General features: G+C 49.7%; 25 protein-coding genes and 1 pseudogene. 18 read left to right on the top strand and 8 right to left on the bottom strand.

Going from position 1 to position 23,102, the window contains the following annotated elements:
* The first annotated feature begins 87 nt into the window (after nt 1–87).
* Nucleotides 88–210 carry a hypothetical protein gene (locus Q0460_RS01940; protein WP_299084186.1) on the top strand — a complete coding sequence of 41 codons (123 nt, stop codon included), beginning with the start codon at nt 88–90 and terminating at the stop codon, nt 208–210.
* Between the two features lie 165 nt (nt 211–375).
* On the opposite strand, the gene Q0460_RS01935 is transcribed toward Q0460_RS01940, so the two are convergent.
* From Q0460_RS01935 to der, 8 genes and pseudogenes are all read right to left on the bottom strand, one after another.
* Nucleotides 376–690 carry a hypothetical protein gene (locus Q0460_RS01935; protein WP_299084182.1) on the bottom strand — a complete coding sequence of 105 codons (315 nt, stop codon included), beginning with the start codon at nt 688–690 and terminating at the stop codon, nt 376–378.
* A gap of 123 nt (nt 691–813) precedes the next feature.
* A complete protein-coding gene (locus tag Q0460_RS01930) occupies nt 814–2,151 on the bottom strand; it encodes a PFL family protein (RefSeq protein WP_299084179.1) in 1,338 nt (445 codons plus the stop codon).
* 9 nt (nt 2,152–2,160) lie between these two features.
* On the bottom strand, nt 2,161–2,427 hold the full coding sequence (locus tag Q0460_RS01925; RefSeq protein WP_005871308.1) for an ACT domain-containing protein: 267 nt from the start codon (nt 2,425–2,427) through the stop codon (nt 2,161–2,163).
* Nucleotides 2,428–2,481: 54 nt separating this feature from the next.
* Complete coding sequence (locus Q0460_RS01920; protein ID WP_299084176.1) at nt 2,482–2,685, bottom strand: hypothetical protein; 204 nt, start codon at nt 2,683–2,685, stop codon at nt 2,482–2,484.
* A 19-nt stretch (nt 2,686–2,704) separates the two neighbouring features.
* On the bottom strand, nt 2,705–2,983 hold the full coding sequence (locus Q0460_RS01915) for a hypothetical protein (RefSeq protein WP_299084173.1): 279 nt from the start codon (nt 2,981–2,983) through the stop codon (nt 2,705–2,707).
* Nucleotides 2,984–2,993: 10 nt separating this feature from the next.
* Nucleotides 2,994–3,962, bottom strand: coding sequence for a tryptophan--tRNA ligase (gene trpS, locus Q0460_RS01910; RefSeq protein WP_299084170.1), 969 nt, complete (start codon nt 3,960–3,962; stop codon nt 2,994–2,996).
* Between the two features lie 487 nt (nt 3,963–4,449).
* Nucleotides 4,450–4,944 (bottom strand): annotated as a pseudogene (locus Q0460_RS01905) (shikimate kinase); the annotation flags it as partial.
* A complete protein-coding gene (der, locus tag Q0460_RS01900; RefSeq protein ID WP_299084167.1) occupies nt 4,931–6,316 on the bottom strand; it encodes a ribosome biogenesis GTPase Der in 1,386 nt (461 codons plus the stop codon). The gene der and the pseudogene Q0460_RS01905, both read right to left, overlap by 14 nt.
* A 631-nt stretch (nt 6,317–6,947) precedes the next feature.
* On the opposite strand from der, the gene Q0460_RS01895 reads away from it, so the two are divergent.
* From Q0460_RS01895 to Q0460_RS01815, 17 genes are all read left to right on the top strand, one after another.
* The gene (locus tag Q0460_RS01895) at nt 6,948–7,853 is read left to right on the top strand and encodes a DMT family transporter (protein ID WP_299084164.1); all 906 of its coding nucleotides are present in this window, start codon (nt 6,948–6,950) and stop codon (nt 7,851–7,853) included.
* Between the two features lie 6 nt (nt 7,854–7,859).
* Nucleotides 7,860–8,792 (top strand): DMT family transporter, encoded by a 933-nt coding sequence (locus Q0460_RS01890; protein WP_299084161.1) that lies wholly within the window; start codon nt 7,860–7,862, stop codon nt 8,790–8,792.
* A gap of 162 nt (nt 8,793–8,954) precedes the next feature.
* Entirely contained in the window at nt 8,955–9,731 is a 777-nt protein-coding gene (locus Q0460_RS01885; RefSeq protein ID WP_299084158.1) for an acyl-CoA dehydratase activase, read from the top strand.
* Nucleotides 9,728–10,837, top strand: a complete 1,110-nt coding sequence (locus Q0460_RS01880) for a double-cubane-cluster-containing anaerobic reductase (protein ID WP_299084155.1) — start codon at nt 9,728–9,730, stop codon at nt 10,835–10,837. The genes Q0460_RS01885 and Q0460_RS01880 overlap by 4 nt, the downstream gene beginning before the upstream one ends.
* Before the next feature lie 72 nt (nt 10,838–10,909).
* Entirely contained in the window at nt 10,910–11,770 is an 861-nt protein-coding gene (locus tag Q0460_RS01875) for a substrate-binding domain-containing protein (RefSeq protein ID WP_299084152.1), read from the top strand.
* Nucleotides 11,763–12,539, top strand: a complete 777-nt coding sequence (locus Q0460_RS01870) for a 4Fe-4S binding protein (RefSeq protein WP_298954786.1) — start codon at nt 11,763–11,765, stop codon at nt 12,537–12,539. Before Q0460_RS01875 ends, Q0460_RS01870 begins: the two co-directional genes overlap by 8 nt.
* A complete protein-coding gene (locus Q0460_RS01865; protein ID WP_299084233.1) occupies nt 12,539–13,366 on the top strand; it encodes a radical SAM protein in 828 nt (275 codons plus the stop codon). The genes Q0460_RS01870 and Q0460_RS01865 overlap by 1 nt, the downstream gene beginning before the upstream one ends.
* Before the next feature lie 260 nt (nt 13,367–13,626).
* Complete coding sequence (locus Q0460_RS01860) at nt 13,627–15,177, top strand: flavocytochrome c (protein ID WP_299084150.1); 1,551 nt, start codon at nt 13,627–13,629, stop codon at nt 15,175–15,177.
* 226 nt (nt 15,178–15,403) lie between these two features.
* Entirely contained in the window at nt 15,404–15,844 is a 441-nt protein-coding gene (locus tag Q0460_RS01855; protein WP_002952455.1) for a cytochrome c3 family protein, read from the top strand.
* A complete protein-coding gene (locus Q0460_RS01850; protein WP_299084148.1) occupies nt 15,841–16,512 on the top strand; it encodes a NapC/NirT family cytochrome c in 672 nt (223 codons plus the stop codon). The genes Q0460_RS01855 and Q0460_RS01850 overlap by 4 nt, the downstream gene beginning before the upstream one ends.
* Nucleotides 16,513–16,794: 282 nt before the next feature.
* Entirely contained in the window at nt 16,795–17,916 is a 1,122-nt protein-coding gene (proB, locus tag Q0460_RS01845; protein ID WP_299084145.1) for a glutamate 5-kinase, read from the top strand.
* Between the two features lie 48 nt (nt 17,917–17,964).
* Nucleotides 17,965–18,228 carry an EF-hand domain-containing protein gene (locus tag Q0460_RS01840; protein WP_299084143.1) on the top strand — a complete coding sequence of 88 codons (264 nt, stop codon included), beginning with the start codon at nt 17,965–17,967 and terminating at the stop codon, nt 18,226–18,228.
* 242 nt (nt 18,229–18,470) lie between these two features.
* Nucleotides 18,471–19,730: a glutamate-5-semialdehyde dehydrogenase gene (locus tag Q0460_RS01835; protein WP_299084140.1), complete on the top strand. Its 1,260-nt coding sequence runs from the start codon at nt 18,471–18,473 to the stop codon at nt 19,728–19,730.
* Between the two features lie 385 nt (nt 19,731–20,115).
* Nucleotides 20,116–20,859 (top strand): amino acid ABC transporter substrate-binding protein, encoded by a 744-nt coding sequence (locus Q0460_RS01830; RefSeq protein WP_299084137.1) that lies wholly within the window; start codon nt 20,116–20,118, stop codon nt 20,857–20,859.
* Nucleotides 20,860–20,952: 93 nt separating this feature from the next.
* Nucleotides 20,953–21,702, top strand: coding sequence for an amino acid ABC transporter substrate-binding protein (locus Q0460_RS01825; protein ID WP_297905416.1), 750 nt, complete (start codon nt 20,953–20,955; stop codon nt 21,700–21,702).
* Nucleotides 21,699–22,367 carry an amino acid ABC transporter permease gene (locus Q0460_RS01820; RefSeq protein WP_299084134.1) on the top strand — a complete coding sequence of 223 codons (669 nt, stop codon included), beginning with the start codon at nt 21,699–21,701 and terminating at the stop codon, nt 22,365–22,367. Before Q0460_RS01825 ends, Q0460_RS01820 begins: the two co-directional genes overlap by 4 nt.
* On the top strand, nt 22,367–23,101 hold the full coding sequence (locus tag Q0460_RS01815) for an amino acid ABC transporter ATP-binding protein (RefSeq protein WP_299084131.1): 735 nt from the start codon (nt 22,367–22,369) through the stop codon (nt 23,099–23,101). The genes Q0460_RS01820 and Q0460_RS01815 overlap by 1 nt, the downstream gene beginning before the upstream one ends.
* The last annotated feature ends 1 nt before the right edge of the window (nt 23,102 follow it).

The raw sequence follows: 23,102 nt of genomic DNA, 5'->3' as shown, positions 1-23,102 counted from the left end.
GCCCGTTTTTGCGCGCTGTGTTTAAATCCGCGCCGAAATAGAATTCTGCTCGCTTCTTAAGCGGACGAGCAATGATAACGAAACAGGTTGCTTTTAAATTTTAAAATTTCAATGCAAGCCGTTTTAAAATTTAAAATTTCAAAAGACCCGCCGCTGTCCGTCTCGCGCGGCGATGAAATTTTAATGCCGCGTCTTACGGCGAAATTTTAAAATTTAGCTCGCCGTAGAGACAACGCGTCGTAAAATTTCACGATGAAATTCTAACTCAAAATTCCACGCCCGCAAGCGTAAAATTTAGAGCTAAATTCCATTGCGAAGCCGTAAAATTTTACTCGCTAAGTTTTACGAATTTTGCGCGCTTTTAAATCCGCAAATTTAGTACGCCTTTACGAGCCGTAAATTTTTTAGATATATGACGCCGTCAAAAACGCCGCCTCCATTCGGCGCAGGCCAAGAAATGGCAATTCTTTTCGACTCCTCGTCGTATTTAGGCTCGCAATAATTCTTTGAGCAGTCTATTTTAAATACCTCTTTATCGTTGCTATCAAAATCCGTCTGGGTAGAATTTTTAGGAATTTCCAGCGTGTGGATTATACGATACGGCTCGCCCTCTTTTGTGCGGGCGGACATTATTTTTATTAGCGTATCTGCGCTGCCGTCCGAAGTCCTATAGACCCCGTCTTGCCCCAAGCCCGCCAGCTAAAATTTTTTCTCCTTGCTATAAAATGCCGAGATTATGGAGCAGCCGCTAAAAAGCAAAGCTGCCGCAAATAACGCAAACGCTCTCATCTTTCCTCCTTAAGCGGGTTAAATTTAGTTTTTAAAACTATGAATAGGCGCGGGGATCTGGCCGCCGCGGGCGATGAAGTCTGCGGATGAGTTTTTGTTTACGCTCATCACGGGCGCGCTACCGAGCAGGCCGCCGAATTCCAGCGTGTCGCCCTCTTTGCCCTTTGGGATGATGCGCACGGCGGTCGTTTTTTGATTTATCACGCCGATCGCGGCCTCGTCAGCTATGATCGCGGCGATCGTCTGCTCGGGCGTATCCTGCGGGATCGCGATCATATCAAGCCCCACCGAGCAGATCGCGGTCATCGCTTCGAGCTTTTCTAAATTTAACGAGCCTGCGCGCACCGCGGCGATCATGCCCTCATCTTCGGAGACAGGGATAAACGCGCCGCTAAGCCCGCCTACTTGGTTGCACGCCATGACGCCGCCTTTTTTAACCGCGTCGTTTAGCAGCGCAAGCGCAGCCGTTGTGCCGTGCGTGCCGACGCGCTCTAGGCCCATCTCCTCAAGCACGCGCGCGACCGAATCGCCCACGGCAGGAGTAGGAGCTAGCGAGAGATCGACGATGCCAAATTTCACACCCAGGCGCTCGGATGCCATTTGACCGACGAGCTGTCCGATGCGCGTGATCTTAAACGCAGTCTTTTTCACGGTCTCGGCGACCATGTCAAAGCTCGCCCCGCGCACCTTCTCAAGCGCGCGCTTAACGACGCCTGGGCCGCTAACGCCCACATTTATGACGACTTCGGCCTCGCCCACGCCGTGAAATGCGCCAGCCATAAAGGGATTGTCCTCGACGGCGTTGGCAAATACGACTAGCTTTGCGGCACCAAGACCCGAAAGCCGCGCGGTTTCTTTAATCACGCGCCCCATATCGGCGACCGCGCTCATATTTATGCCGGTTTTGGTCGAGCCGATATTAACGGACGCACAGACTTTCTGCGTCGCGGCGAGCGCGGCGGGAATGGAGTCGATTAAAATTTTATCGCCCTTTGCGTAGCCCTTTTGCACGAGCGCCGAAAAGCCGCCGATAAAGTCGATACCGACCTTTTTGGCAGCTTCGTCCATCGCTTTAGCAAGCGGCACGTAGTCTGCGGCGTTTGTCGCAGCGCCGATGATAGCGATAGGCGTTACGCAAACGCGCTTATTTACGATCGGGATGCCAAGCTCGGCTGAAATTTCATTGCCGACCTTTACTAGATCGCGCGCTTTATCGGTGATTTTTGCGTAAATTTTCTCCGCCGCTTTGTCGATATCTGGATCGATGCAGTCAAGCAGACTGATGCCCATCGTGATCGTGCGGATGTCGAAATTTTGCTCCTCGATCATCGCGATCGTTTCGGTTACGTTTTTGATGTCCATCTGCGCGCCTTAGATGTTGTGCATGGCGTCAAATATCGCCGAGCTTTGGATGTTGATTTTAACTTTTAGCTTTTCGCCTAGCTCGTTTAGCTCCTCTCTTAGAGCTGTGAAGTCCTGCTTTTCCTCGCTGGAAACCACCGCCATCATCGTAAAAAACTCGTCCAAAACCGTCTGGCTGATGTCGTCTATGTTTAGCCCAAGCTGCGCGAGCTTAGCCGAAACGCCCGCTACAATGCCAACCTTGTCCTTGCCGATCACCGTTACGATCGCTTTCATTCTTACTCCTTTTTAAAATTTATTTAGCTATTTTGAGCGCGGAAGCCGTTAAAACTACTGAATTTTGCCGCCGTTTGAAATTATCAGCGCAAACACGATTGCGACCAAAGCGTAAAATACTACCGCGAGCCATATCGCCCATCTATTCACGCCGCCGCCCTTTCTTAGGGCTTCGTCGTCCTGTTTATCCAATAGCGCGACAAATCTATAGCAAACGAAATATTTCGCCATAGTTCCACTACTGACACTAACCGCCATTCCTATACTTCTATCATATTCATCCAAAAACGGAACGAAGCAGGTAGTCACCACAACGGCAAATAGGGCTGCGGCAATTTTGTACTCCTTGCGGTACAGAAAAAAGAACAGCGTGCCGAAAAAAGGCCCACCAACTCCACGTGCTTACGTAAGTTAGTTCGCGCTGCTTGCCGGCGGCGAAAAATTTCTCGCAGGCGCGTGCGTAAATTTCAACCTTACTCGGGGTTTGCAAGAAAATTTCCAGTTTCTGCCGAAGCAGCTTACCGTCAGATAAAATTTCTCTAGCGTAATCCGTCATCTCACCCTCCTTAGCGATAAATCCCCACGGCGGCGCGAACCTTTTGCATCAATGAAGCAGCCGTCGCGGCCGCTCTTTGCGCGCCCTGTCTTAGCATCTCGTCTAAAATTTCGCGGTGACTTTGATAGTATTCGAATTTATCTCGCGCGTCTTTGAAGTAGCCCTGCACGAGCTCGTTTAGATACGCCTTGAAGTGCCCGTGCCCCTCGCCTCCGCGCTCGTAGCGAGCCCGCAACTCCGCCTGCTCCGCTTCGTTTAAAAATAGCTTCGCGATGTTATAGACATTACATCCGCGCCACTGCTTAGGTGCTTCTAGCGGCTCGGAGGTCGTTACGATACTTGAAATTTGCTTCTTTAGCGTCGCGGCATCTGCAAAAATATCGATCGTATTGCCGTAGCTCTTGCTCATCTTCGCGCCGTCCGTGCCCGGCACGATCGCCACTTCATCATTTACGCGCGCTTGCGGAATAGTTAAAATTTCGCCGTGGGCGTTGTTAAATTTAAGCGCGATGTCGCGGGCGATCTCGACGTGTTGGATCTGATCCTTGCCCACGGGCACGACCTCCGCGCTGTATAGCAGGATGTCCGCTGCCATCAGCACGGGGTAGCTGAACAGATCGTGCTTGCTCTCAAAGCCCTTGGCGATCTTGTCTTTGTATGCGTGCGCTCGCTCGAGTAGCCCCATCGGCGTATATCCGCTTAAAATCCAGTAAAGCTCCAACACCTCTTTTACGTCGCTTTGCACCCAAAACACCGTCTTTTTCGGATCGATCCCCAGAGACAAAAACGCCGCGGCGGCCTCGTAGGTGGAATTTTTTAGCTTTGCGCCGTCGCTTACGGACGTGAGCGCATGGTAGTTTGCGATAAACATAAACATCTGTTCTCCCGCGTTTTGCGCGTCTACCATCTGCTTGATGCTCGCGAAGTAGTTACCCAAATGCAGCTTGCCGCTGGGCTGAAGACCCGTTAAAATTCTCATCGTTGCTCCTTTAAATCAAAATCAAATCACCGTCTACGAAGCCCGCGGCAACGTGCTTGCACTTAAAAATTTTTGCATCTGGCATCTGCTCTCGTAGCTCGCGCAAAGCCTGCACGAGCATTTTTAAAACCTGCCGCCACGAAAGCTCGCTTAAAAATTCAAGCTGCAAGCGCGAGCTTTGCGGATAAAACTCATCCTCGTCCTCGCACGCCCAGTCGTCGTCATCCGCGTCATAACTGCTCGATCCCGCCAGCTCAAGCGCGTAAGGCTCGTAAAGATCGAAATGCCACGCGATTACGCGCTTTGGAATTTGCTCGCGCTCTAAGCCCTCGATCAATTCGCGCAGCTTTTGCTTTAGCGCCTCTTTCTTTTCAAGCTTATCGCCTTTGCCCTCTTTGCCGTGCGGCTTGGAATTTTTGCCGCCGCCCGGGCACTTTTGTTTAGACATCTTTTTCCCCTTTAAATTTAGCCCATCGCAGGCGGAGCAAATTTCTTTTACGATCTTTTTTACGCTTTTATTTTCGACATCAATTACTATGTCGGCCTTTTTTTCATACGCCCCGTCTCTTTGGGCGTGCAGCGCTGCGGCCTTTTGCAGATCCGCTAACAGCGGGCGCTTGGCAAATTTTTTCTCCGCGTTCTCGCTGTTTTTTAAGCGCTCGATTATCCCCTCAAAGCTTGATTTCAGATACACGACGGTGCCGATTTTGTTTAAATTTTTCACGGCGTAAAAACCGCCGCCCGTAGATATCACGGCGCAGTGGACGGACTTTTCTAAAAATTTCGCAAGGCTCGCTTCCATCTTTCTAAAGCTCTGCTCGCCCTGCTCTTTAAAAATTTGCCCGATCTTTTTATTGGCGTAGCTTTCGATCATATCGTCGCAATCAAGCGCGAACATCCCGCTTTGCACAGCCAGCGCCCGTGCTACCGTGCCCTTACCGACCCCCATAAAACCGATGAGCACGATGTTACCTCTCTTCATCGCCCTCACCTTTTTTGCGCGGTAGCAGTACTAGCGGACTACCCGAAAGAGCAAAGCTCGCGCGCAGTCTGTTCATCAAATAGCGCTTGTAGCTAAAATGTAGCGCACTTGGGCGGTTCATTACAAGAGCGATCTTCGGCGGCGCAAAGCCGATCTGCGCGGCGTAGTAAATTTTAACCGATTTGCCCCGCTCGCGAGGTATCGGATGCGCCTTTATCGCGGCTTCTACCGCTTCATTGATCCTTGCGGTGCCGAGCTTGCGCGTGAAATTTGAATAAACCTCCAAAATGAGCGGGTAAATTTTATGGATCCGCTTCCTGTCTGTCGCGCTGACGCTGATGATCGGCGCATAGGAAAGAAATTTAAACCTATCGCGCAGATCGCGGCAAAACTCGTCGTAATCGCGCTCGCAAAGATCCCATTTGTTTAAAATTATGATGAGCCCGAGTTCAAATTTAGCCGCAAGCCCCGCTATGCGCTCGTCCAGCTCGTTTAGCGGCTCGCTTGCGTCAAGCACCAAAAGCGCGATGTCGGAGTTTTGTAAAATTTTTTCGGTACGATTTAGCGCGAAACGCTCGATGCCTTCAATCTTACCGCGACGGCGAATGCCCGCTGTGTCGATAAACTCTAGCGTGCGTCCCTCAAATTCTGTGCTTTCGTTCACCGGATCGATCGTCGTGCCCGCATAATCGCTCACGACCGAGCGCTGCGAGCCCACAAGCGCGTTTAGAAGGCTTGATTTACCGACGTTTACCCGCCCGATGATACCCACGCCGATGGTTTTACTAGCATAAAATTCCTCGTCGCGCGCCTCTTTCGGCTCGCCCTCGTCGTTAAAGCCCTCTATAAAATCATCAAAAATTTCATCCTCGTCCTGCTGCGCGGGCGCAGGGTCCAAGAAGCCATAGATCCACTCTTTCAGCTCGTCGATGCCGCTGTTGTGCGAGACGGAGATCGGGAAAAATTTAACGCCGAATTCGTTAAACTCCCAGCTGCGCTCCTCGTCGCGCTTGCCGTCGATCTTATTGACCGCTAGGGCGATGGGCTTACCGAGCTTTTGCAGTGAGAAAAATATCCGCCGCTCATCATCGCTCGGAAGCAGCTTGCCGTCCGTCATAAAGATTATCAAATCCGCGCTCTTTGCCTCGCTTAGCGTCTTAGTCTGCACGCGCGCAAACAGCTCGGAGGTGTCGTCCAAGCCGCCCGAATCGATCACGCGCACGCGGCGATCGAAAATTTCGGCTTCGGCTCTATTGGTATCGCGCGTCGTGCCCGCAACGTCGCTGGTAATAGCGATGCGAGCGCCCACTAAGCGGTTAAAAAGGCTCGACTTGCCGACGTTGGGGCGCCCGATGATGATCAAACTTTTCACGTTCGTCCTTGTAGTTTTTGGCGCGATTATAACCAAAAATAGATTAAAGCCAAATTCTACGCGCTCGCTCGCGTAAAGGAGCGCCTAAATTTAGCGAAATTTTATCGCGGCACTAGCGTAACGCCGCTTAAATAAAAGGCCTCAAGGCTTGCGATCCGTCGCCGCAGACGATGCGGAGCTGGGGCGATGCGTAAATTTTATAAAATTTTAAAACCGAAGTCTGAGCGCGAAAAACTAGCAACTGAGGCGCGGAACGAGCACAACCGCGAGAAAACATAAAAACCCGCAGCTGCGCAAATTTTACTACTTTGCTCAAGCAAGCGGCGGCGCGCAGAGCAGAGGGTCGGTAAAAATCGCAAAAGCAGCGCCCAATATCCAAGCGCGAACTAGCGCCTGTGAGTGAGAAACGCAAATGCAAGTGTCAATGTGCAAAAAAACTAGCCGTCGTACTCAAACATGCAAAACCGGACGATCACACCCAAGCGCGCAAAAGTAGGCGGCGCGGCAAGATTAAAAGTGATGGCGCAGCGAGAAATAGAAGCAACGGAGCGGCGAGGGCGAGATTAAAAACGGCGAAATATTAAAATTTAATCATTATGCGTGTATAATTCCGCAAATTTAAAGGGTCGCGATGAAATACAACAACTTCTTGCTGCACCATCTAAGCGTGTATTATATGCTGATGGCGTGCTTTTACAACTCTCTTACGGGCGTTTTCGCCAAGATTTTGGGTGCGCAAATTTCATCGCTTGAGGTCGTGCTCTTTCGCAATCTGCCCGGACTTCTGATCCTGCTTTATAAAATCAAGGCTCGTCCCCGCGCGGCGTGCTTCGCAAACAAAGGGGGTCATCCTTTTACGCTCGCGTTTCGCGGCATTATCGGGATTTTGGGGCTAATGGTGTTTTTTTATAACATCGCTAACATCAGCCTCGGCGAGGCATTTACCTTTCAAAAAACGGCGCCCATTTGGACGGCGATCATCGCGTATTTTACCCTCGGCGAAAAATTCGGCGCGATGGGATGGTTCTCGGTCTGCCTCGGATTTGCGGGGATCGTTTTGGTGATTCAGCCGCAGTTTGGCTTGCAGCCGAGCGATATTTTTGGAATTTTAAGCGGATTATTCGCCGCGATGGCGCTTACCTCCGTGCGCGGGCTACGTAAATACTATAGCTCCGATACGATCATCCTCTCGGCGCTTCTTGCCGGCACGCTGATGCCCGCAGCGCTTATGATCGCGGCGGAATTTATAGATGCGCCCGCGCTGAGTTTTATGCTTTGCAAATTTAAAATTCCAAACGCGCAGGGCTGGCTCTTTGCCGTGCTTTTGGGGCTGCTGGGGCTATTTTATCAAACCTACGTCACCAAGGCCTACGCCGCGACGCGCAAAGCGGGCATAGTAGCTACGATCAGCTACACAGACATCATCTTTTCGACGCTATTTGGGCTGCTGCTAGGCGACGCCCTGCCCGGTTTCATGGCGCTTTCGGGCATGGCACTCATCATCGTCGCGGGCACACTTGTGGCGAACCGAAAGTAGGACGGCGTGAAGCAGAAATTTTACTCCGCGTTTTGGTTGAAACATCTGGGCGTTTATTATATGCTAGTAGCGAGCTTTTATTTCGCGCTAAACGGCGCTTTAGCCAAGGTCATGGCGGAGCATATGAGTAGCGCCGAGATCGTGTTTTTTCGCAACGTCGTAGGCATCGGCATCGTGCTGTTTTCGCTAAGGCGGGTAAAAAATCTGGGCCCGGGCGGCAAGCCGTGGCTACTCGCGTTTCGCGGCTTTATCGGCAGCTGCGGTATCTTAGCGACCTTCTACAATATCGCCCACATCGATCTTGGCACCGCTTTTACCTTCCAAAAAACGGCGCCCATTTTCACCGCGCTATTTTCGGCGTTTTTCTTAGGCGAAAAGCTAAGCTCGCGTGGCTGGTTTGCGATACTGCTGGGCTTTGGCGGAATTTTACTCGTCGTGCGCCCGCACATCGGCATCAGCGTAACCGACGCAGTGGGAATTTTCGGCGGCATGTGCGCAGGGCTTGCATACACGAGCGTGCGCGAGCTCCGCAAACACTACGCCACAAACCTCATCGTGCTGGTTTTCGTCTCGTCCGCTACCTTTCTGAGTGCTACGATGATGATAACGGGCTGGGTGCTTGAGGGTAGCGAGGCTAAAATTTTAGGGCTTTTCAGCGGGGCGGATTTGGCGAGGCTTGCTTACTTCAACCCGCCAAGCCTTTTTGACTGGGTGCTCGTGGCGCTTCTGGGTGTCAGCGGTATCTACTTTCAAATTTACATGACGCGCGCCTACGCCGCTTCACGCAAAGCGGGCATAGTCGCCGCGATCAGCTACAGCGACATCCTATTTAGCATGGCACTCGGCATTATGCTAGGCGATCATCTGCCCGGTCCGATCGTGCTAGCAGGCATTGCGGTGGTGATTTTAAGCGGAATTTTAATCGCCCGCGAGCGCTAAATTTAAATCTAAATTTAAAACCAATTCAAATGCGGCGCAAAGCTAAATTTTATCCGCGTCGCAAGCCTACGCTAAATTTCAGCAGTCTAAAAGCTTAAAAAGACTAACATTCAAATCAAAGTTCTACGGCGTAGAAATATTTTTCGACGGATTTAAAATTTTATGCATTTTATCGGTATCGACATCGGCTCTACCTCGTCAAAGGTCGCCGTTATGGACGAACGCGGCGAATTTTGCGAGCTATTTTTGCTGCCAAGCGGCTTTAGCGCGGTCAAGGTCGCGCGCCAGATCAAGCAAGCCTTAGAGCAAAAAGGCTACGCAGGGGGCTTCGTGACGGCTACGGGCTACGGGCGCGTGAGCGTAGAGTACGCAAATTTGAGCATGAGCGAAATTTTATGCCACGGGCTTGGGGCACACTTTTTATTTGAGCAAGACTGCACCGTCATCGATGTGGGCGGGCAAGACACCAAAGCGATCAAAATAGAAAACGGCAAACCAGCGGATTTTATCATGAATGACAAATGCTCGGCGGGCACGGGCAAATTTTTAGAGATCAGCGCGGGTCGCTTAGGGCTTGAGCTAAGCGAAATTTACAAAACCGCTCGAAAAAATCCCGCGATTAAAATTAGCTCAACGTGCACTGTTTTTGCAGAAAGCGAGATCGTCTCGCTAAGCGCAAATGGGGCTGAAACTAGCGAGATCGCCTACGCTATCGTGGATTCCTCCGCGCACAAGGTCGCCTCACTCATCAAACGGCTGGAAAATCAAATTTACTTTTTAAGCGGCGGGCTTAGCAACGTGCCGCTCTTTAAACAGCTTCTAGGCGAGCATCTGGGGGCTGAAATTTTTACTCACGAAAACGCAATCTACTGCGGCGCGATGGGCGCTTCGCTTATCGGCGCACGCAAAGCAAACGAAATTTCAAAGGAGACGAGATGAAGATGGATTTTGACGCGCTTAAAAAGCGTAACGCAATGGCTCTGCACGATCTAAAAGAGCAAGGCAAACACGTAGTTGGGATGTTTTGCACCTATTCGCCGAAGGAGCTTATTTACGCCGCGGGCGCCGTGCCGGTTGGGCTTTGCGCCTATGACGAAAGCCCGATAGATGCCGCTCATGCCGAGCTTCCGCGCAATCTTTGCCCGCTAATCAAAGCAAGCTACGGCTACGCGGTTACGAAAAAATGCCCCTATATGAACGCTAGCGATCTCGTCATAGGTGAAACGACCTGCGACGGCAAGAAAAAGATGTATGAGCTGCTTGCAAAGCATAAGGACGTCCACGTACTGCAACTGCCGAATATGACTGGCGGCAAGAGTTTGGAGCTTTTTACCGATGAGCTTAGGAAATTTCGCAAAGTTTTGGAGCAAAAATTTAATACGAAAATCACGGATGAAGCGCTGCTAGATGCGGTGCAAATTTATAACGAAGAGCGCGATGTTATGTTGGAGCTTTTAGAGCTTGGCAAACTAAATCCTATGCCGGTAGCGGGCAGCGAAATTCATCAAATTTCATTTGCGAGCGACTTCATATACGACAAGCAGGAGAAGCTTAAAATGATACGCGCCTACATAGCCGCCGCAAAGGAGATGATCCCGCCGAAAACTCGCAAAAAGCGGATCATTATCACAGGCTGTCCAAGCGGAGGCGTGTATGAAAAGGTTATCAAGCAGATCGAAGATCTTGGCGCGGACGTAGTGGCATTTGAAAACTGCTCCGGCACCAAAGGCTATCAAAACCAAGTGCAAACGAAGGGCGATCTGGTAGCAAATATCGCCGAGCGCTACCTCAAAATCCCATGCTCGGTGATGTATCAAAACAACGCTAGAAGCGATATTATCAAGGAATTTATCCGCGAATATCAAGCAGACGGCGTCATCGACGTCGTGCTAAGCGGCTGCCACACCTACGCGATCGAAACGAATAAAATAAAGGAGGCGAGCCGCGAAGCGGGAGCGAACTATATGTCGCTAGAGACTGATTATTCAAAACAAGACGTCGGGCAAATTCGTACGCGCTTAGAAGCCTTTATAGAGCTACTTTAATCGATGCTGTTTGAAATTTCAAAATGAAGAATTTTCTAAATTTAAAAACAAACCAAAGAAAGGAGAGATTGCATGAAATTTAAGGAGATAGACGAATCTCGTCGCGGCTTTTTAAAAGGAGCTTTGGCGGCAGCCGCCATCGCCGGACCGGAAACGATGCTCGCTGGCTATACGCCGTTTAAGCCAGATTCGCTGCAGGTTTGGTCGTGCGGAGGACTGTCCGAAGCATTTAACGAGCTAAACGCCATTTATGAGTCAAGAACGGGACATAATATCCAGTACACGGGCGCCTTTGCGGGCGCGCTCGGAAAGTCGTTGCTAGCCTTGCAAAGCAAGACGGAGGTATTCGGCGCTCGCGTTTTGGAGCTGTCTCAAAAACTGCGTAAGGCTGGGCTTAGCCTCCGCTTTAGACCGCTATGTTTTACCAACTACGTTTTAGTAGTGCCAAAAGGCAATCCCGCGGGCATTCGCGATCTGAAGGATTTGGCAGAGCCAGGCGTAAGGGTGATGCTGCCGCTAAGGGCATCGCCTCCTGGTAGCGGACCGGTAAAGGGAATTTTAAAAAATTCAGGTCTTACCGAGTCTGTTATGAAAAATATGGTCGCCAACGGCTCATGCGTCATCCAGATGATGTGCGATCTCGTAGATGGCAAGGGCGATGCGTCCATAATCGAAAAGCGCCTAACGACGCACGATAGATTTAAAGACAAAATCGAATATATGCCGATCGACGAGAAACTCATCCCGCCGGGGCCGCTTACCTTTACGCTAAATATTATGAAATACGTAAAAGACGAGAAGCTGGCCGACGACTTCTCGGACTTCGTCTGCTCCGTGGAGGGGCAGGAAATTTTCGAGCGACACGGCTTTACCTCCATCCATTCGGCGCGTGGGCTTGAACTCATAGAAAGGTTTGGTGTAAAAGATGTTTAGTATAGTAAATATGGCAAAGATGAAAAAAGTCTCTAGGCTAACTAAAATTCGTCGCTTAGTGCAGCTGATTTTTATCGGCGCGATCGGGCAATGGGCTTATTACGGGATTTTTAGATGCCCTTTTATAGTGCCTTTCGTAAACTGCCAATCCTGTCCGATCGTCACGTGCTGGGGGCGGATCGCGACCGTGTTTTTCGGCTTTTGGCTATTTATCCCCGTGCTGGTTATTTTCCTCGGGCGCGCGTTTTGCGGCTGGCTTTGCCCGGGCGGATTCGTAAATCAAATGCTCGGCAAATTTGCCGCTTTTAAGCTTAAGCTAAAAAATAACAGGAAGCTAAGATATGCGCAGATAGGCATGGTTTTAGCTGTTTTGCTTAGCGCGGGCGTGTATTTTATCTACGGCAACCCCCGCGTTATGATCCCTATCCGCACCAGCGACGAGTATCTCAACGCCGTTATCATGTCCTTTAAATTTTCCGACTGGTACTGGGCGGTTCGCACTGCCGTAGTCGTAGCCCTCATCGCCGCGTCCTTGATCGTCGCAAATTTATGGTGTCGCTTCGCCTGTCCTAGCGGCGGCATAATGGAGCTGCTGCGTAAAATTTCAATATTTCGCGTTTATAAAACGAGTGCCTGCGATAACTGCAACGCTTGTTTGCGCAAATGCGAAATGGGCACGAGACCGGACGAGATGAACTGCACGAACTGCGGAGATTGTATGGACGTTTGCCACGCGGACGCCATAAAATTCGGAAGGAAAAAAGATTGATGAATTTTTTCGCCAAACCCTCCTTCGATAACCACCCCTGCTTTAGCAAAAAAGCATCCGCCGCCTACGGGCGCGTGCACCTTCCAGTAGCGCCGCATTGCAATATCCAATGCAATTTTTGCAACCGCATCTACGACTGCGCAAACGAAAATCGCCCCGGCGTAACGGCAAAGGTGCAGAGCCCGGATGAGGCCGTAAGATACGTGGAAAATCTATTTAAATTTAGACAAGATATCTCAGTCATCGGTATCGCAGGGCCCGGAGATCCTATGTGCGATGCCGACAAAACTTTGTCTACCTTTGAAAAATGCAAAGCCCGCTTCCCTCACGCCCTGCTTTGTCTATCCACAAACGGCCTAGCTCTGCCCGAGCACGTGGATGATATCGTGCGCATCGGCGTGAGCCACGTGACGGTAACGGTCAATGCCGTAACGCCCGAAGTGGGCGGCAAAATTTATGACTGGGTACGCCACGGAAATAGAATTTACCGCGGCGAAGAGGGCGCTAGAATTCTTCAGGCGCGCCAAGAGGAAGGGATCCGCAAGCTAAAAGAAGCCCGCATGATCGTCAAAATCAATACGGTCGTAATCCCCGGCGTAAATATGGCTCACGTACCCGAAATCGCGAAAAAAGCCAAGGAGTGGCAGGCCGATATCATGAACTGCATGGCGATGATCCCCGTGCATGATACCCCTTTTGCAAATATCAAATCGCCCTCGAATGAAGAAATTCGCGGCATGCGCAAGCTAATCGGCGGCTCTATGGCGCAGATGACTCACTGCAGCAGATGCCGTGCCGACGCATGCGGTAAGCTTTGCGAGAAATAAAGACCTGCTTTTGCGGGTCTTTTATCCAGCGCAGGATACACGCTCTCATAGCGCATAAATTTTATGTAGAGATTTAAATTTAAAATTTGTCTAAATTTAGAGCTAGTAGGCAGCCGATAAGCGGCTTTTTAGCGGCGGCGATTTTAAAATTTAAAAACAATTTTTAAATAATATTATTTTGCTTTTATTTAACTTTTGGTACAATAACTCCAAAATTAGGCATCAAAAAAACCGTATAACGGTAAAATAAAGGAGACATCATGGAAAACGTTTCAAGACGTGATCTGCTCAAAATGAGCCTAGTTGGCGCGAGTGCTTTAGCGCTCGGCTCCGTAAACGCAAATGCTGCGGTTAACGCTAAAGACGTCAAATTTGACGAGGAGTGGGACGTAGTTATCGTTGGTTCCGGTTTTGCAGGACTTGCGGCCGGTATCACCGCAGCCGAAAAGGGCAATAAAGTCCTAATCCTAGAAAAGATGGGACGCGTCGGCGGTAACTCCGTAATTAACGGCGGTATATTTGCCGTTCCAAATAGCGACAAACAAAAAGCCGAAGGTATCAAAGATAGCAACGAGCTATTTATCAAAGACTGCCTAAAAGCCGGTCGCGGCCTAAACCACGTAGATCTAATCGACACCATCGCTACTCGCGCGCAAGACGCATATAAACTAACTCTAAAATGCGGCGCTAAATACATAGATAAAGTTACTCACGCAGGCGGGCACAGCGTACCTAGATCGCTTCAGACCGCTAACGGCTCGGGTTCGGGTATCGTTCAGCCGATGGTAGAATACTTTAAAAACCTACAAGGCTGCGAGCTAAGACAAAGAGCTAAATTTGACGAATTCGTCCTAGGCGAAGATGGCGGCGTAGACGGCGTGATCATCAGAGAGGATTATAAATTTGATCCAAAGAGCCAAAAAGACGACGCCGAAAACACTACCGGAACTAAAAAAGTTATAAAAGCTAAAAAAGGCGTAGTACTAGCAGCAGGCGGATTCTGCCGCGACGTATTTTTTAGACAGGTACAAGATCCGTCTATCTTGCCTACTACGGATAGCACCAACCACCCGGGCGCAACCGCAGGCGCTATGAAAGAGGCGTTTAGGATCGGCGCAACTCCAGTGCAACTTAGCTGGATACAATTTGGTCCATGGGCATGCCCTGACGAAAAAGGCTTTGGCGTAGGCTCTATGTTTAACGTAAACGGAAGTTTCCGCTACGGAATTTCAGTTGATCCAAGAACCGGCAAACGCTATATGAACGAGCTAGCAGACCGCCGCACGCGCTCTCAAGCTATGTTTAAAGTAATAGACGCAAAAGCCGATATCTATCCTATCAACTTCTGCGATTCTGAGGGCGTAAAAAACATGGTCATACCTGAGCACTACACCAAACCGCTGGAATCTGGCGTACTAAAGAAATTTGAAACCCTAGACGAACTAGCGGCTTTTTATAAAATCCCTGCCGCAGAGCTAAAAAAGACCGTCGAGAGATATAATAGCTTCGTCAAATCAGGCAAAGACGAAGACTTCGGTAAGCCTATGGATAAAACCACTACAAACGGCGTAGATATCTCTAAACCGCCTTTCTACGCTATGCGCGGTACGCCAAAACTTCACCACACTATGGGCGGTATCGATATCAATACCAAAGCTCAGGTTATCTCGCTACAAACCGAGATGCCTATCCCAAGACTATTTGCCGCAGGCGAGATCACCGGCGGCGTACACGGAGCTAGCCGCTTAGGTAGCGTGGCGATCGCAGATTGTCTAACGTTTGGTATGATAGCCGGTGAGAATATAGGCTAATTTGCGGCGTCTTTCGGACGCTTTTTGCGGAGCTTGCTAAAATTTTGCTTGGCAGACTATTTTGTCTAGCCTGCGCAAAATTTTAGCCGCGCAACCCCAAAAATCGCCTCGAAATACTTGCAAATCTTATTTCGTATCGCAGGTCAAATTCGGCTTGCGGTACTTTTAAATTTGAAGCCGAATTTGTAGTTAAATTTGCAAACTAGGCATCCGAAAGGAAATTCGCATGAAACATAAAGCGTTTCTCGCCTTGTGCGCATCTATGCTGCTATGCTCTTTTGCATTTAGCGCAGGCGCACCAAGCGCAAAGATAACGTCTTTAGTAGATCTTAACGTCACCGATGAACTGCGAGCCAAACACCCTTTAAAACCTCACCACGAAAAGCTAAGCTTCACCTGTCTTGATTGTCACGAAGGACAAGGAAACGACGCTAGTAAATTTAAATCTATCGGCGATAAAGGCTGTATATCCTGTCACGGCGACAAGAAAAAGATAGCTAAAAGACTAGAATACATGGATCTGCTAAAAGCAAATCCCCACAACTCGGTTCACGACGGCCCTACGCTATACTGCGACGAGTGCCACAACGAGCATAAAAAATCAACCAATATGTGCACGGAGTGCCACGAACACGAAGTTCCACAATGGATGGGGGTAACGCCATGAAAATTTCAAAGAAAGTACTAGCGCTTATTATATTAGTAAGCGGCATTATAGGGTTTTTAGTCGTACTGCCCGTACATTACGCCCTAGAAGAAACTAGCGGAGAGAAGTTTTGCGTAGTGTGCCACGAGATGGATCCTATGGTTATAGCTTATAGTAACGACGTTCACAGCGGCAAAGGCAAAAGCGGAGTAAGGGCTAAATGCGTAGACTGCCACATACCTCACGACAACCTAGCCAAATACGTCCTAGTTAAAGCTAAAAACGGATTGATGGAGGGATATATTCATTTCTTCAAAGACCCGGAGGCTATAGACTGGCATAAAAATAGAGAGAAAAGAGAGCACTTCGTATTTGATAACGGTTGCGTTAGTTGCCATACGAATTTGGTGGATAATAAGCTAACCTCAGCCCAGGCTCAAAAGATGCACGCTCACTATCAAAGCTTGCTAAATACCGATAAGCAACTAACCTGCGCTAGCTGTCACGCCGAGGTAGGCCACAGCGGGCTAAACAATATGCTAAACTACTGGAAGCCTGAATACAAAATCTACGAAAAGAAAGCCGCAATCAAAAAAGAAGAGATAAAGAAGGCATATTTCGGGGAGGATTATGTGGGGCCGAAAGAGGTGAAGACTGAAGATAAAGAAGGCAATGCCACCAAAAAGTAGGCTAAAATGAAGAAAATTTTGCTCGTTAGCGACGACGTGGAGATGCAACTAAGTCTCAACGCCGCGCTTTAGCAAGGATCCGGTAAATTTTAAATCAGTAAAATTTCGCGCGATAACGGGAGTTTATCTCCCGTTACGATCTTCGTAGACGGACTATCTCTACGCTTTATTAGAATTACTCGGGAATAAATTTAAACCAAAAGCTCGCATCTACTCAGCTCAAAACATAAAATTTAAAATAAGCCGTTTTCGATATAATTTTCAAAAATTTCGGAGCGGAAAATGGGTAGAAAAGAGCTTCTGGGCGGCGCAAAACGTATCGTCGTAAAAATCGGTACTTCGACGCTTACCAATGCGGACGGTTCGCTAAATGAGCGGCTCATCAAAAGTCTAGTCGCGCAAATTTGCAAGCTAAAAGATGCGGGCTTTTGCGTGGCTTTGGTAAGCTCGGGCGCCGTGGGCGCGGGCATGGGGCTGCTAGGCATCGCGCAAAGACCTAAAATTTTAAGCCGCAAGCAGGCTCTGGCGGCGGTCGGGCAGGTCGCGCTGATGCATCTTTACGAGCGGCTGTTTTGGGCGCATGACCGCATTATCGCGCAGCTGCTGTTAAGCCGAGGCGATTTTAGCGACAGGGCGCGCTATCTTAGCGTGCGAAACGTCTGCGCGGAGCTGCTCTCGCGCGGCATCGTACCGATCATAAATGAAAACGACCCCGTCGTAGCAGATGAACTCAAAGTGGGCGATAACGACACGCTAAGCGCGCTAGTAGCGGGGCTAATCGATGCTGATCTGCTCGTGATTTTAAGCGATATCGACGGGCTGTACGACAAAAATCCGAGCGAGCACGCGGACGCAAAACTTTTAAGCTTTATTGAAGAAATCGACGAGCGCGTCGTCAAAATGGCAGGCGGCGAGGGCAGTAAATTCGGCACGGGCGGCATGGCGACCAAGATCGCGGCGGCGCAAATGGCAAATCAGATCGGCACTAGCCTGATCATCGCAAACGGGCGTACGGACGGAATTTTGCTTAAAATAGCGGCGGGCGACGAGGTCGGCACCCTCTTTAGCGCGGGCGCGGCGCGGCTTAGTTCGCGTAAATACTGGCTCGCATACGGCGCGATTAGCAAAGGCGCGGTGATTATCGACGCAGGGGCGGCAGAGGCGATAAAATCGGGCAAAAGCCTGCTTGCGGTCGGGATTGCCGAGGTGCGCGGTGAGTTTGAGCGCGGCGAGATCGTAAACGTCTGCGCGACTGACGGCAAGCTGCTGGCACACGGTATTAGCAACTATTCAAGCTGCGAGCTTGCGCGCATAGCGGGCGTAAAAAGCGATGAGATAGAGCAGGCTTTAGGCTACAAAAGCGACGATGACGCGATCCACGCGGATAATATCGCGCTGCAATGAAATTTTAGCCGTGTTCTGTGCGTTTAAAATTTCAAACGGAAGGCGAAGATGAAAAAGATTATATTTTTTGCGCTACTTTTGACGGGCGCGGCGTGGGCGTGCAAAGAGGCAAATCCCTCTATAATTTTTATAGCGGCTAACGACGAGGATCAAGGCGGCACGCTAAACCGCGCCGAGTGGGAGAAAGCGGTAGCCCCAAAGAATATTAAGTTTAAATTTTCGGCGCAAGGCGCGGCGTGGGCGGCGAAATTTAACGAACTGGACGCCGATAAAAACGGCGAGCTAGACGTTCTTGAACTGTGCGGATATTAGCCGGCGGATTATGTAAAAGCGCCCTGCGCGAATTGGAACGAGAAGGTTGGGCATAATGCCGGGCGAGTAAGCGAAATTTTGACGCAAGAAAATCCGAAATAAAATGGCCTAAAGCGCGCTAAATTTAAGCCGTCGCGCGCGGATAAAAATAAGACGCGCAGGAATTTTGGACGCGATACAAGCGACGCTCGCGGCATTTTTATACGCAGCATGCGATTTGATTTATAGAGTAAGGAGCAAAAATGAACGAAATTTTAGAGATCTGTAAGCGCGCAAAAGACGCTTGCGGCGAGCTTTTGAGGCTTGGTAGCAAGGCTAAATTTGAAATTTTAAACGCCGTGGCGGATGAGCTGCTCGCGCAAAAGGACGCGATAAAAGCGGCAAACGCCAAAGACCTTGCAAACGGCGAGAAATCGGGCTTGAGTGCGGCGTTGCTGGACCGCCTAAGGCTAACCGACGCCCGCATCGAGGCTATGGCGCAGGGCGTGCGCGAGGTGGCGGGCTTCGCCGAAGTCGTGGGCGAGAATCTAGGCGGCTGGAGCCATCCAAACGGCATGCAAATCAGCCGCGTGCGCGTGCCGCTGGGGGTGCTTGGTATCATCTATGAGAGCCGTCCAAACGTCAGCATCGACGCGGCGGCTCTGGCGCTAAAAAGCGGCAATGCAGCGATCCTGCGAGGCAGTGCTAGTGCGCTAAATTCAAACATCTTTTTAGTAAATTTATTTAACGAGGCGGGGGCGAAATTCGGCTTACCGACGGGTGCAGTGCAGCTCGTGGAGAGCGCCGAACGCGAAGTCGTAGCGCACATGGCGAAAATGAGCGAGTATATCGACGTTTTGATACCGCGCGGCGGCAAGAGCTTAAAAGATTTTATCGCGCAAAACGCGACCGTACCGATCATCATGACGGGTGAGGGAGTTTGCCACATCTTTGTCGATGAGAGCGCAAATTTGAGCGAGGCGGCAAAGATAATCAAAAACGCCAAAACCCAGCGTCCAAGCGTTTGTAACGCCGTTGAGTGCGTGCTTTTGCATGAGCGCGTGGCGGGCGAAATTTTGCCTGAGCTTGTGCGCGAAATGCCAGAGGTCGAGTTTCGCGTGAGTTCGGAGCTTTTTAATGCGTGCGAGTCGGAGCTGCGAGGTGCTAAAAACGTCAAACTTGCAGGAGAGAGCGACTTTGGTGCCGAGTTTTTGGATCTCGTGCTAGCCGTACGCGCCGTGCGGGATACGAACGAGGCGATCAGCTTTATAAACGCGCATTCCAGCGGACATTCGGACGCAATTTTGAGTGAAAACTACGCAAACATCGAGCGGTTTTTAAACGAAGTCGGCAGCGCGATCGTCTACGCCAATGCCTCGACGCGCTTTAGCGACGGCAGCGAGTTTGGATTCGGCGGCGAGATCGGCATCAGCACGCAAAAGCTGCACGCCAGAGGGCCGATGGGGGTGAGAGAGCTCACGACCTATAAATACGTCGTCCGCGGAGGCGGGCAAATTCGCTAGCGGCTCGTCTTTTTCAAAAGGATCATCTTGCGAGCGCTTTTGAGAGAAATTTTGCTTCTCTTGCGCTCGCAACTGCAAGCAGAAGTCTAGCTTGCGCAAAATTTTAGCTTCTAACTCAAAAAATCGCCTCAAAATACTTGCAAATTTTATCTTATATCGCAGGCTGAATTCCCTCTGTGATACTTTTACCTAATAAACTTGAAATTTTATAAATCACCTCTGTCAAAATTTTAAAAATATATGAGCTAAAGTTTTGTCATGCAGGCGAAATTTTGTATCACGTCTTACTAAAATTTAAAATTTTTAATAAAAATTATATATTCCGCACGATATAATCGCGCATCTGCTCGCAGCGCGAGCGATAGCTAAATTTCAAGGAGATTCAATGAAAATATTTAAAGCCCTGCTCGCAACAGCGCTGATCACCGCTACCTTAGGCGCTAAGACGCTTAAAGAGGGCACGCTCGTAATAGCCACGGAGGGGACTTACTCGCCGTATTCTTTCTATGACGAGAAAAATAATCTTACCGGCTTTGATGTCGATATCGCTCGCGCACTAGCAAAAGAGCTAGGGCTAAAGGCGGAATTTTTAACCGCGCCGTGGGATGCGATGCTCGCGGCATTTGACGCAGGCAAAGCGGACATAGCGATGAATCAAGTAAGCATCACGCAGGAGCGCAAGAAAAAATATAATTTCAGCGAGCCTTATACCGTAGCTTACGCTGCGCTGGTAGTGCGAGCTGATAACGAGGAGATTAAGAGTTTTGCGGATCTTAAAGGCAAAAAAAGCGTCCACTCCGCTACCAGTAACTGGGCTGACATGGCGCGCAGCTATGGCGCCGAGGTCGTTACGGCAGACGGATTTAGCAAGGGAGTGGAGCTCATCATAGCTCGTCGCGCAGACGCTACGATCAACGACAATATCACATTTTTCGACTATATGAAGCAGCGCCCAAACGCCCCACTAAAAATCGCAGCTCAAGGCAATGAGCCGATCTATTCAGCTGTGCTGCTTAAAAAGGACGACGAGCTGACGGCGCAGATAAATTCCGCGCTAAAATCGCTAAAGCAAAAAGGCGTGCTGAAAGAAATTTCACTTAAATATTTCGGCAAAGACATTACGGAGTAAATTCTACGACCGCTTAGTTGAAGCGTGGAATTTTAAACTTGGTTGGGCGGGATTTCGTATTTTAAATTTCGCTCATAAAATTTTGGAGGAATTATGAAAAATTTAATAAAAACTTTGCTTGCGTGCGCGCTTTTAATATGCGGTGCAAACTCTAAAACGCTACGCGAAGGTACGCTTAAAGTAGCTACCGAAGGCACCTTTTCGCCATTTTCGTATTATAACGACAAAAATGAGCTCGTAGGATACGACGTAGATGTCGCGCGCGCAGTCGCCGAAAAGCTTGGTCTAAAAATAGAATTTCTAACCGCGCCTTGGGATGCGATGCTTGCAGCATTTGATGCAGGCAAGGCAGACGCTGTGTTTAATCAAGTAAGCATCACTGATGAGCGCAAGAAAAAATATGAGTATTCTGTGCCCTACACCGTCGTTTACGGCGCTATCATCGTGCATAAAGATAACAACGACATTAAAAGCTTCGAGGATTTAAAAGGCAAGAAAAATGCAGACTCCGCTACCAGCAACTGGGCGCAAGTCGCTAAGAAATACGGCGCGCAAAACGTAACCGTCGATAGTTTCGCTAAAAGTATGGAGCTACTGATCGCTCGCCGCGTAGATACCGTCGTACGCGATAATACCGTATTTTACGACTTTTTAAAGCAGCGCCCGGACGCTCCGATTAAGATCGCTGCAAAGCTAAAAGACGTCGATTATAGCGCTGCAATCGTGCAAAAGGGCAATAAAGAGCTCGCAGATCAAATCAGCAAAGCCTTAAACGAACTCAAAGCCGAAGGCAAGCTAAAAGAAATTTCGCTTAAATATTTCGGCAAAGATGTGAGTGAATGAACGAAACAAGCAGAATTTTAGAGCTTGTTAGCAGCTCGCTAGAGCCGATGGCGCTAGCCCTGCTGCAAGTTACGATCCCGCTTACGATAATCTCATTTCTGCTCGGGCTCGTGCTTGCGGTGCTGACGGCGGTCTCGCGCATCGCAAATTTTAAAATTTTAAAGCAGCTAAGCGAAATTTATATTTGGATTTTTCGCGGCACTCCGCTTTTGGTACAGCTTTTTATCGTGTATTTCGGGCTTCCAATCATCGGGATCACTCTTGATGTTTGGGCTGCTGCGATCATTACCTTTAGCCTAAATATCGGCGCTTACGCTTCAGAAGCGGTGCGAGCTGCGATCCTATCGGTGCCAAAGGGGCAATGGGAAGCGGCTACCTCGCTAGGCATGAGCTACGCTCAAATTCTGCGTCGCATTATCGCTCCGCAAGCAGCGCGCATATCGCTGCCGCCGCTATCAAATATATTTATCTCTACGCTTAAAGACACTTCGCTCGTAGCCTCGATTACGATGGTCGATATGTTTATGGTCGCTCAACGTATCGCCGCACGGGCATTCGATCCGCTTACGTTATACGTGCTGGCGGCGCTATTTTATCTAGCAGTTTGCACCCTTCTTACGTTCTTACAATCCAAGTTAGAGCGACGATTTTCAAGGTTCGTGTGATGATAAAATTTACGAACTTAACTAAGCGCTTCGGCGATCACGTCGTGCTAAATGGGCTAAGCTTAGAATTTCGCGACGGGCAAACGACGGTGATTTTAGGAAGCTCCGGCTCCGGCAAATCCACGATGCTGCGCTGCATAAATCTGCTCGAAATTCCAAGCGGCGGCGAGCTACAGCTAGGCGAGTTTAAGATAAATTTCGACGCTCCGCATAAAACAAGCGAGTATCATCCGTTCCGCGCTCATACGGGCATGGTTTTTCAAAGCTTCAATCTCTTTCCGCACCTCAATGTCTTGCAAAACGTCATCGAAGCACCCGTACACGTGCTAAAACAGCCACGCGAGCTTGCCGAGGCAAATGCAATGGCGCTGCTAAAAAAAGTCGGTATGGCAGATAAAGCTGGCGCGTATCCGGCTCGCCTCTCCGGCGGTCAGAGCCAGCGTGTAGCGATCGCGCGGGCGCTTGCTATGCAGCCTGAGTTTTTGCTGCTGGATGAGCCTACGAGCGCGCTTGATCCCGAGCTTGAGGCGCAGGTGCTAAAGACTATTGCAGAGCTTGCCGCAGAGGATCGCTCGCTTATCATCGTCACGCACAATATGGGCTTTGCACGCAAGATCGCAGATAGAATTTTATTCTTAGACAGCGGAGTTATCGCATTCGACGGCGACGCAGAGGAATTCTTCGGTAGCAACGACGAGCGCATAGCTAAATTTATCGGAGCGATGAGCTTTTAAA

The organism is uncultured Campylobacter sp. (assembly GCF_937980635.1).
Lineage (GTDB): Bacteria > Campylobacterota > Campylobacteria > Campylobacterales > Campylobacteraceae > Campylobacter_B.
Note: the sequence above shows the minus strand (reverse complement) of the source record. Positions and strands in the feature narration are given on the sequence as shown.

Bases quoted from the DNA above. Each gene is read 5' to 3' on its own strand.
- Q0460_RS01875 (WP_299084152.1), top strand. From the start codon at position 10,910: ATGAAATTTAAGGAGATAGACGAATCTCGTCGCGGCTTTTTAAAAGGA.
- Q0460_RS01930 (WP_299084179.1), bottom strand. From the start codon at position 2,151: ATGGACATCAAAAACGTAACCGAAACGATCGCGATGATCGAGGAGCAA.
- Q0460_RS01840 (WP_299084143.1), top strand. From the start codon at position 17,965: ATGAAAAAGATTATATTTTTTGCGCTACTTTTGACGGGCGCGGCGTGG.
- trpS (WP_299084170.1), bottom strand. From the start codon at position 3,962: ATGAGAATTTTAACGGGTCTTCAGCCCAGCGGCAAGCTGCATTTGGGT.
- Q0460_RS01855 (WP_002952455.1), top strand. From the start codon at position 15,404: ATGAAACATAAAGCGTTTCTCGCCTTGTGCGCATCTATGCTGCTATGC.
- Q0460_RS01830 (WP_299084137.1), top strand. From the start codon at position 20,116: ATGAAAATATTTAAAGCCCTGCTCGCAACAGCGCTGATCACCGCTACC.
- Q0460_RS01850 (WP_299084148.1), top strand. From the start codon at position 15,841: ATGAAAATTTCAAAGAAAGTACTAGCGCTTATTATATTAGTAAGCGGC.
- Q0460_RS01870 (WP_298954786.1), top strand. From the start codon at position 11,763: ATGTTTAGTATAGTAAATATGGCAAAGATGAAAAAAGTCTCTAGGCTA.
- Q0460_RS01925 (WP_005871308.1), bottom strand. From the start codon at position 2,427: ATGAAAGCGATCGTAACGGTGATCGGCAAGGACAAGGTTGGCATTGTA.
- Q0460_RS01860 (WP_299084150.1), top strand. From the start codon at position 13,627: ATGGAAAACGTTTCAAGACGTGATCTGCTCAAAATGAGCCTAGTTGGC.
- Q0460_RS01820 (WP_299084134.1), top strand. From the start codon at position 21,699: ATGAACGAAACAAGCAGAATTTTAGAGCTTGTTAGCAGCTCGCTAGAG.
- Q0460_RS01915 (WP_299084173.1), bottom strand. From the start codon at position 2,983: ATGACGGATTACGCTAGAGAAATTTTATCTGACGGTAAGCTGCTTCGG.
- proB (WP_299084145.1), top strand. From the start codon at position 16,795: ATGGGTAGAAAAGAGCTTCTGGGCGGCGCAAAACGTATCGTCGTAAAA.
- Q0460_RS01885 (WP_299084158.1), top strand. From the start codon at position 8,955: ATGCATTTTATCGGTATCGACATCGGCTCTACCTCGTCAAAGGTCGCC.
- Q0460_RS01865 (WP_299084233.1), top strand. From the start codon at position 12,539: ATGAATTTTTTCGCCAAACCCTCCTTCGATAACCACCCCTGCTTTAGC.
- Q0460_RS01835 (WP_299084140.1), top strand. From the start codon at position 18,471: ATGAACGAAATTTTAGAGATCTGTAAGCGCGCAAAAGACGCTTGCGGC.
- Q0460_RS01825 (WP_297905416.1), top strand. From the start codon at position 20,953: ATGAAAAATTTAATAAAAACTTTGCTTGCGTGCGCGCTTTTAATATGC.
- Q0460_RS01815 (WP_299084131.1), top strand. From the start codon at position 22,367: ATGATAAAATTTACGAACTTAACTAAGCGCTTCGGCGATCACGTCGTG.
- Q0460_RS01895 (WP_299084164.1), top strand. From the start codon at position 6,948: ATGAAATACAACAACTTCTTGCTGCACCATCTAAGCGTGTATTATATG.
- Q0460_RS01920 (WP_299084176.1), bottom strand. From the start codon at position 2,685: ATGGCGGTTAGTGTCAGTAGTGGAACTATGGCGAAATATTTCGTTTGC.
- Q0460_RS01880 (WP_299084155.1), top strand. From the start codon at position 9,728: ATGAAGATGGATTTTGACGCGCTTAAAAAGCGTAACGCAATGGCTCTG.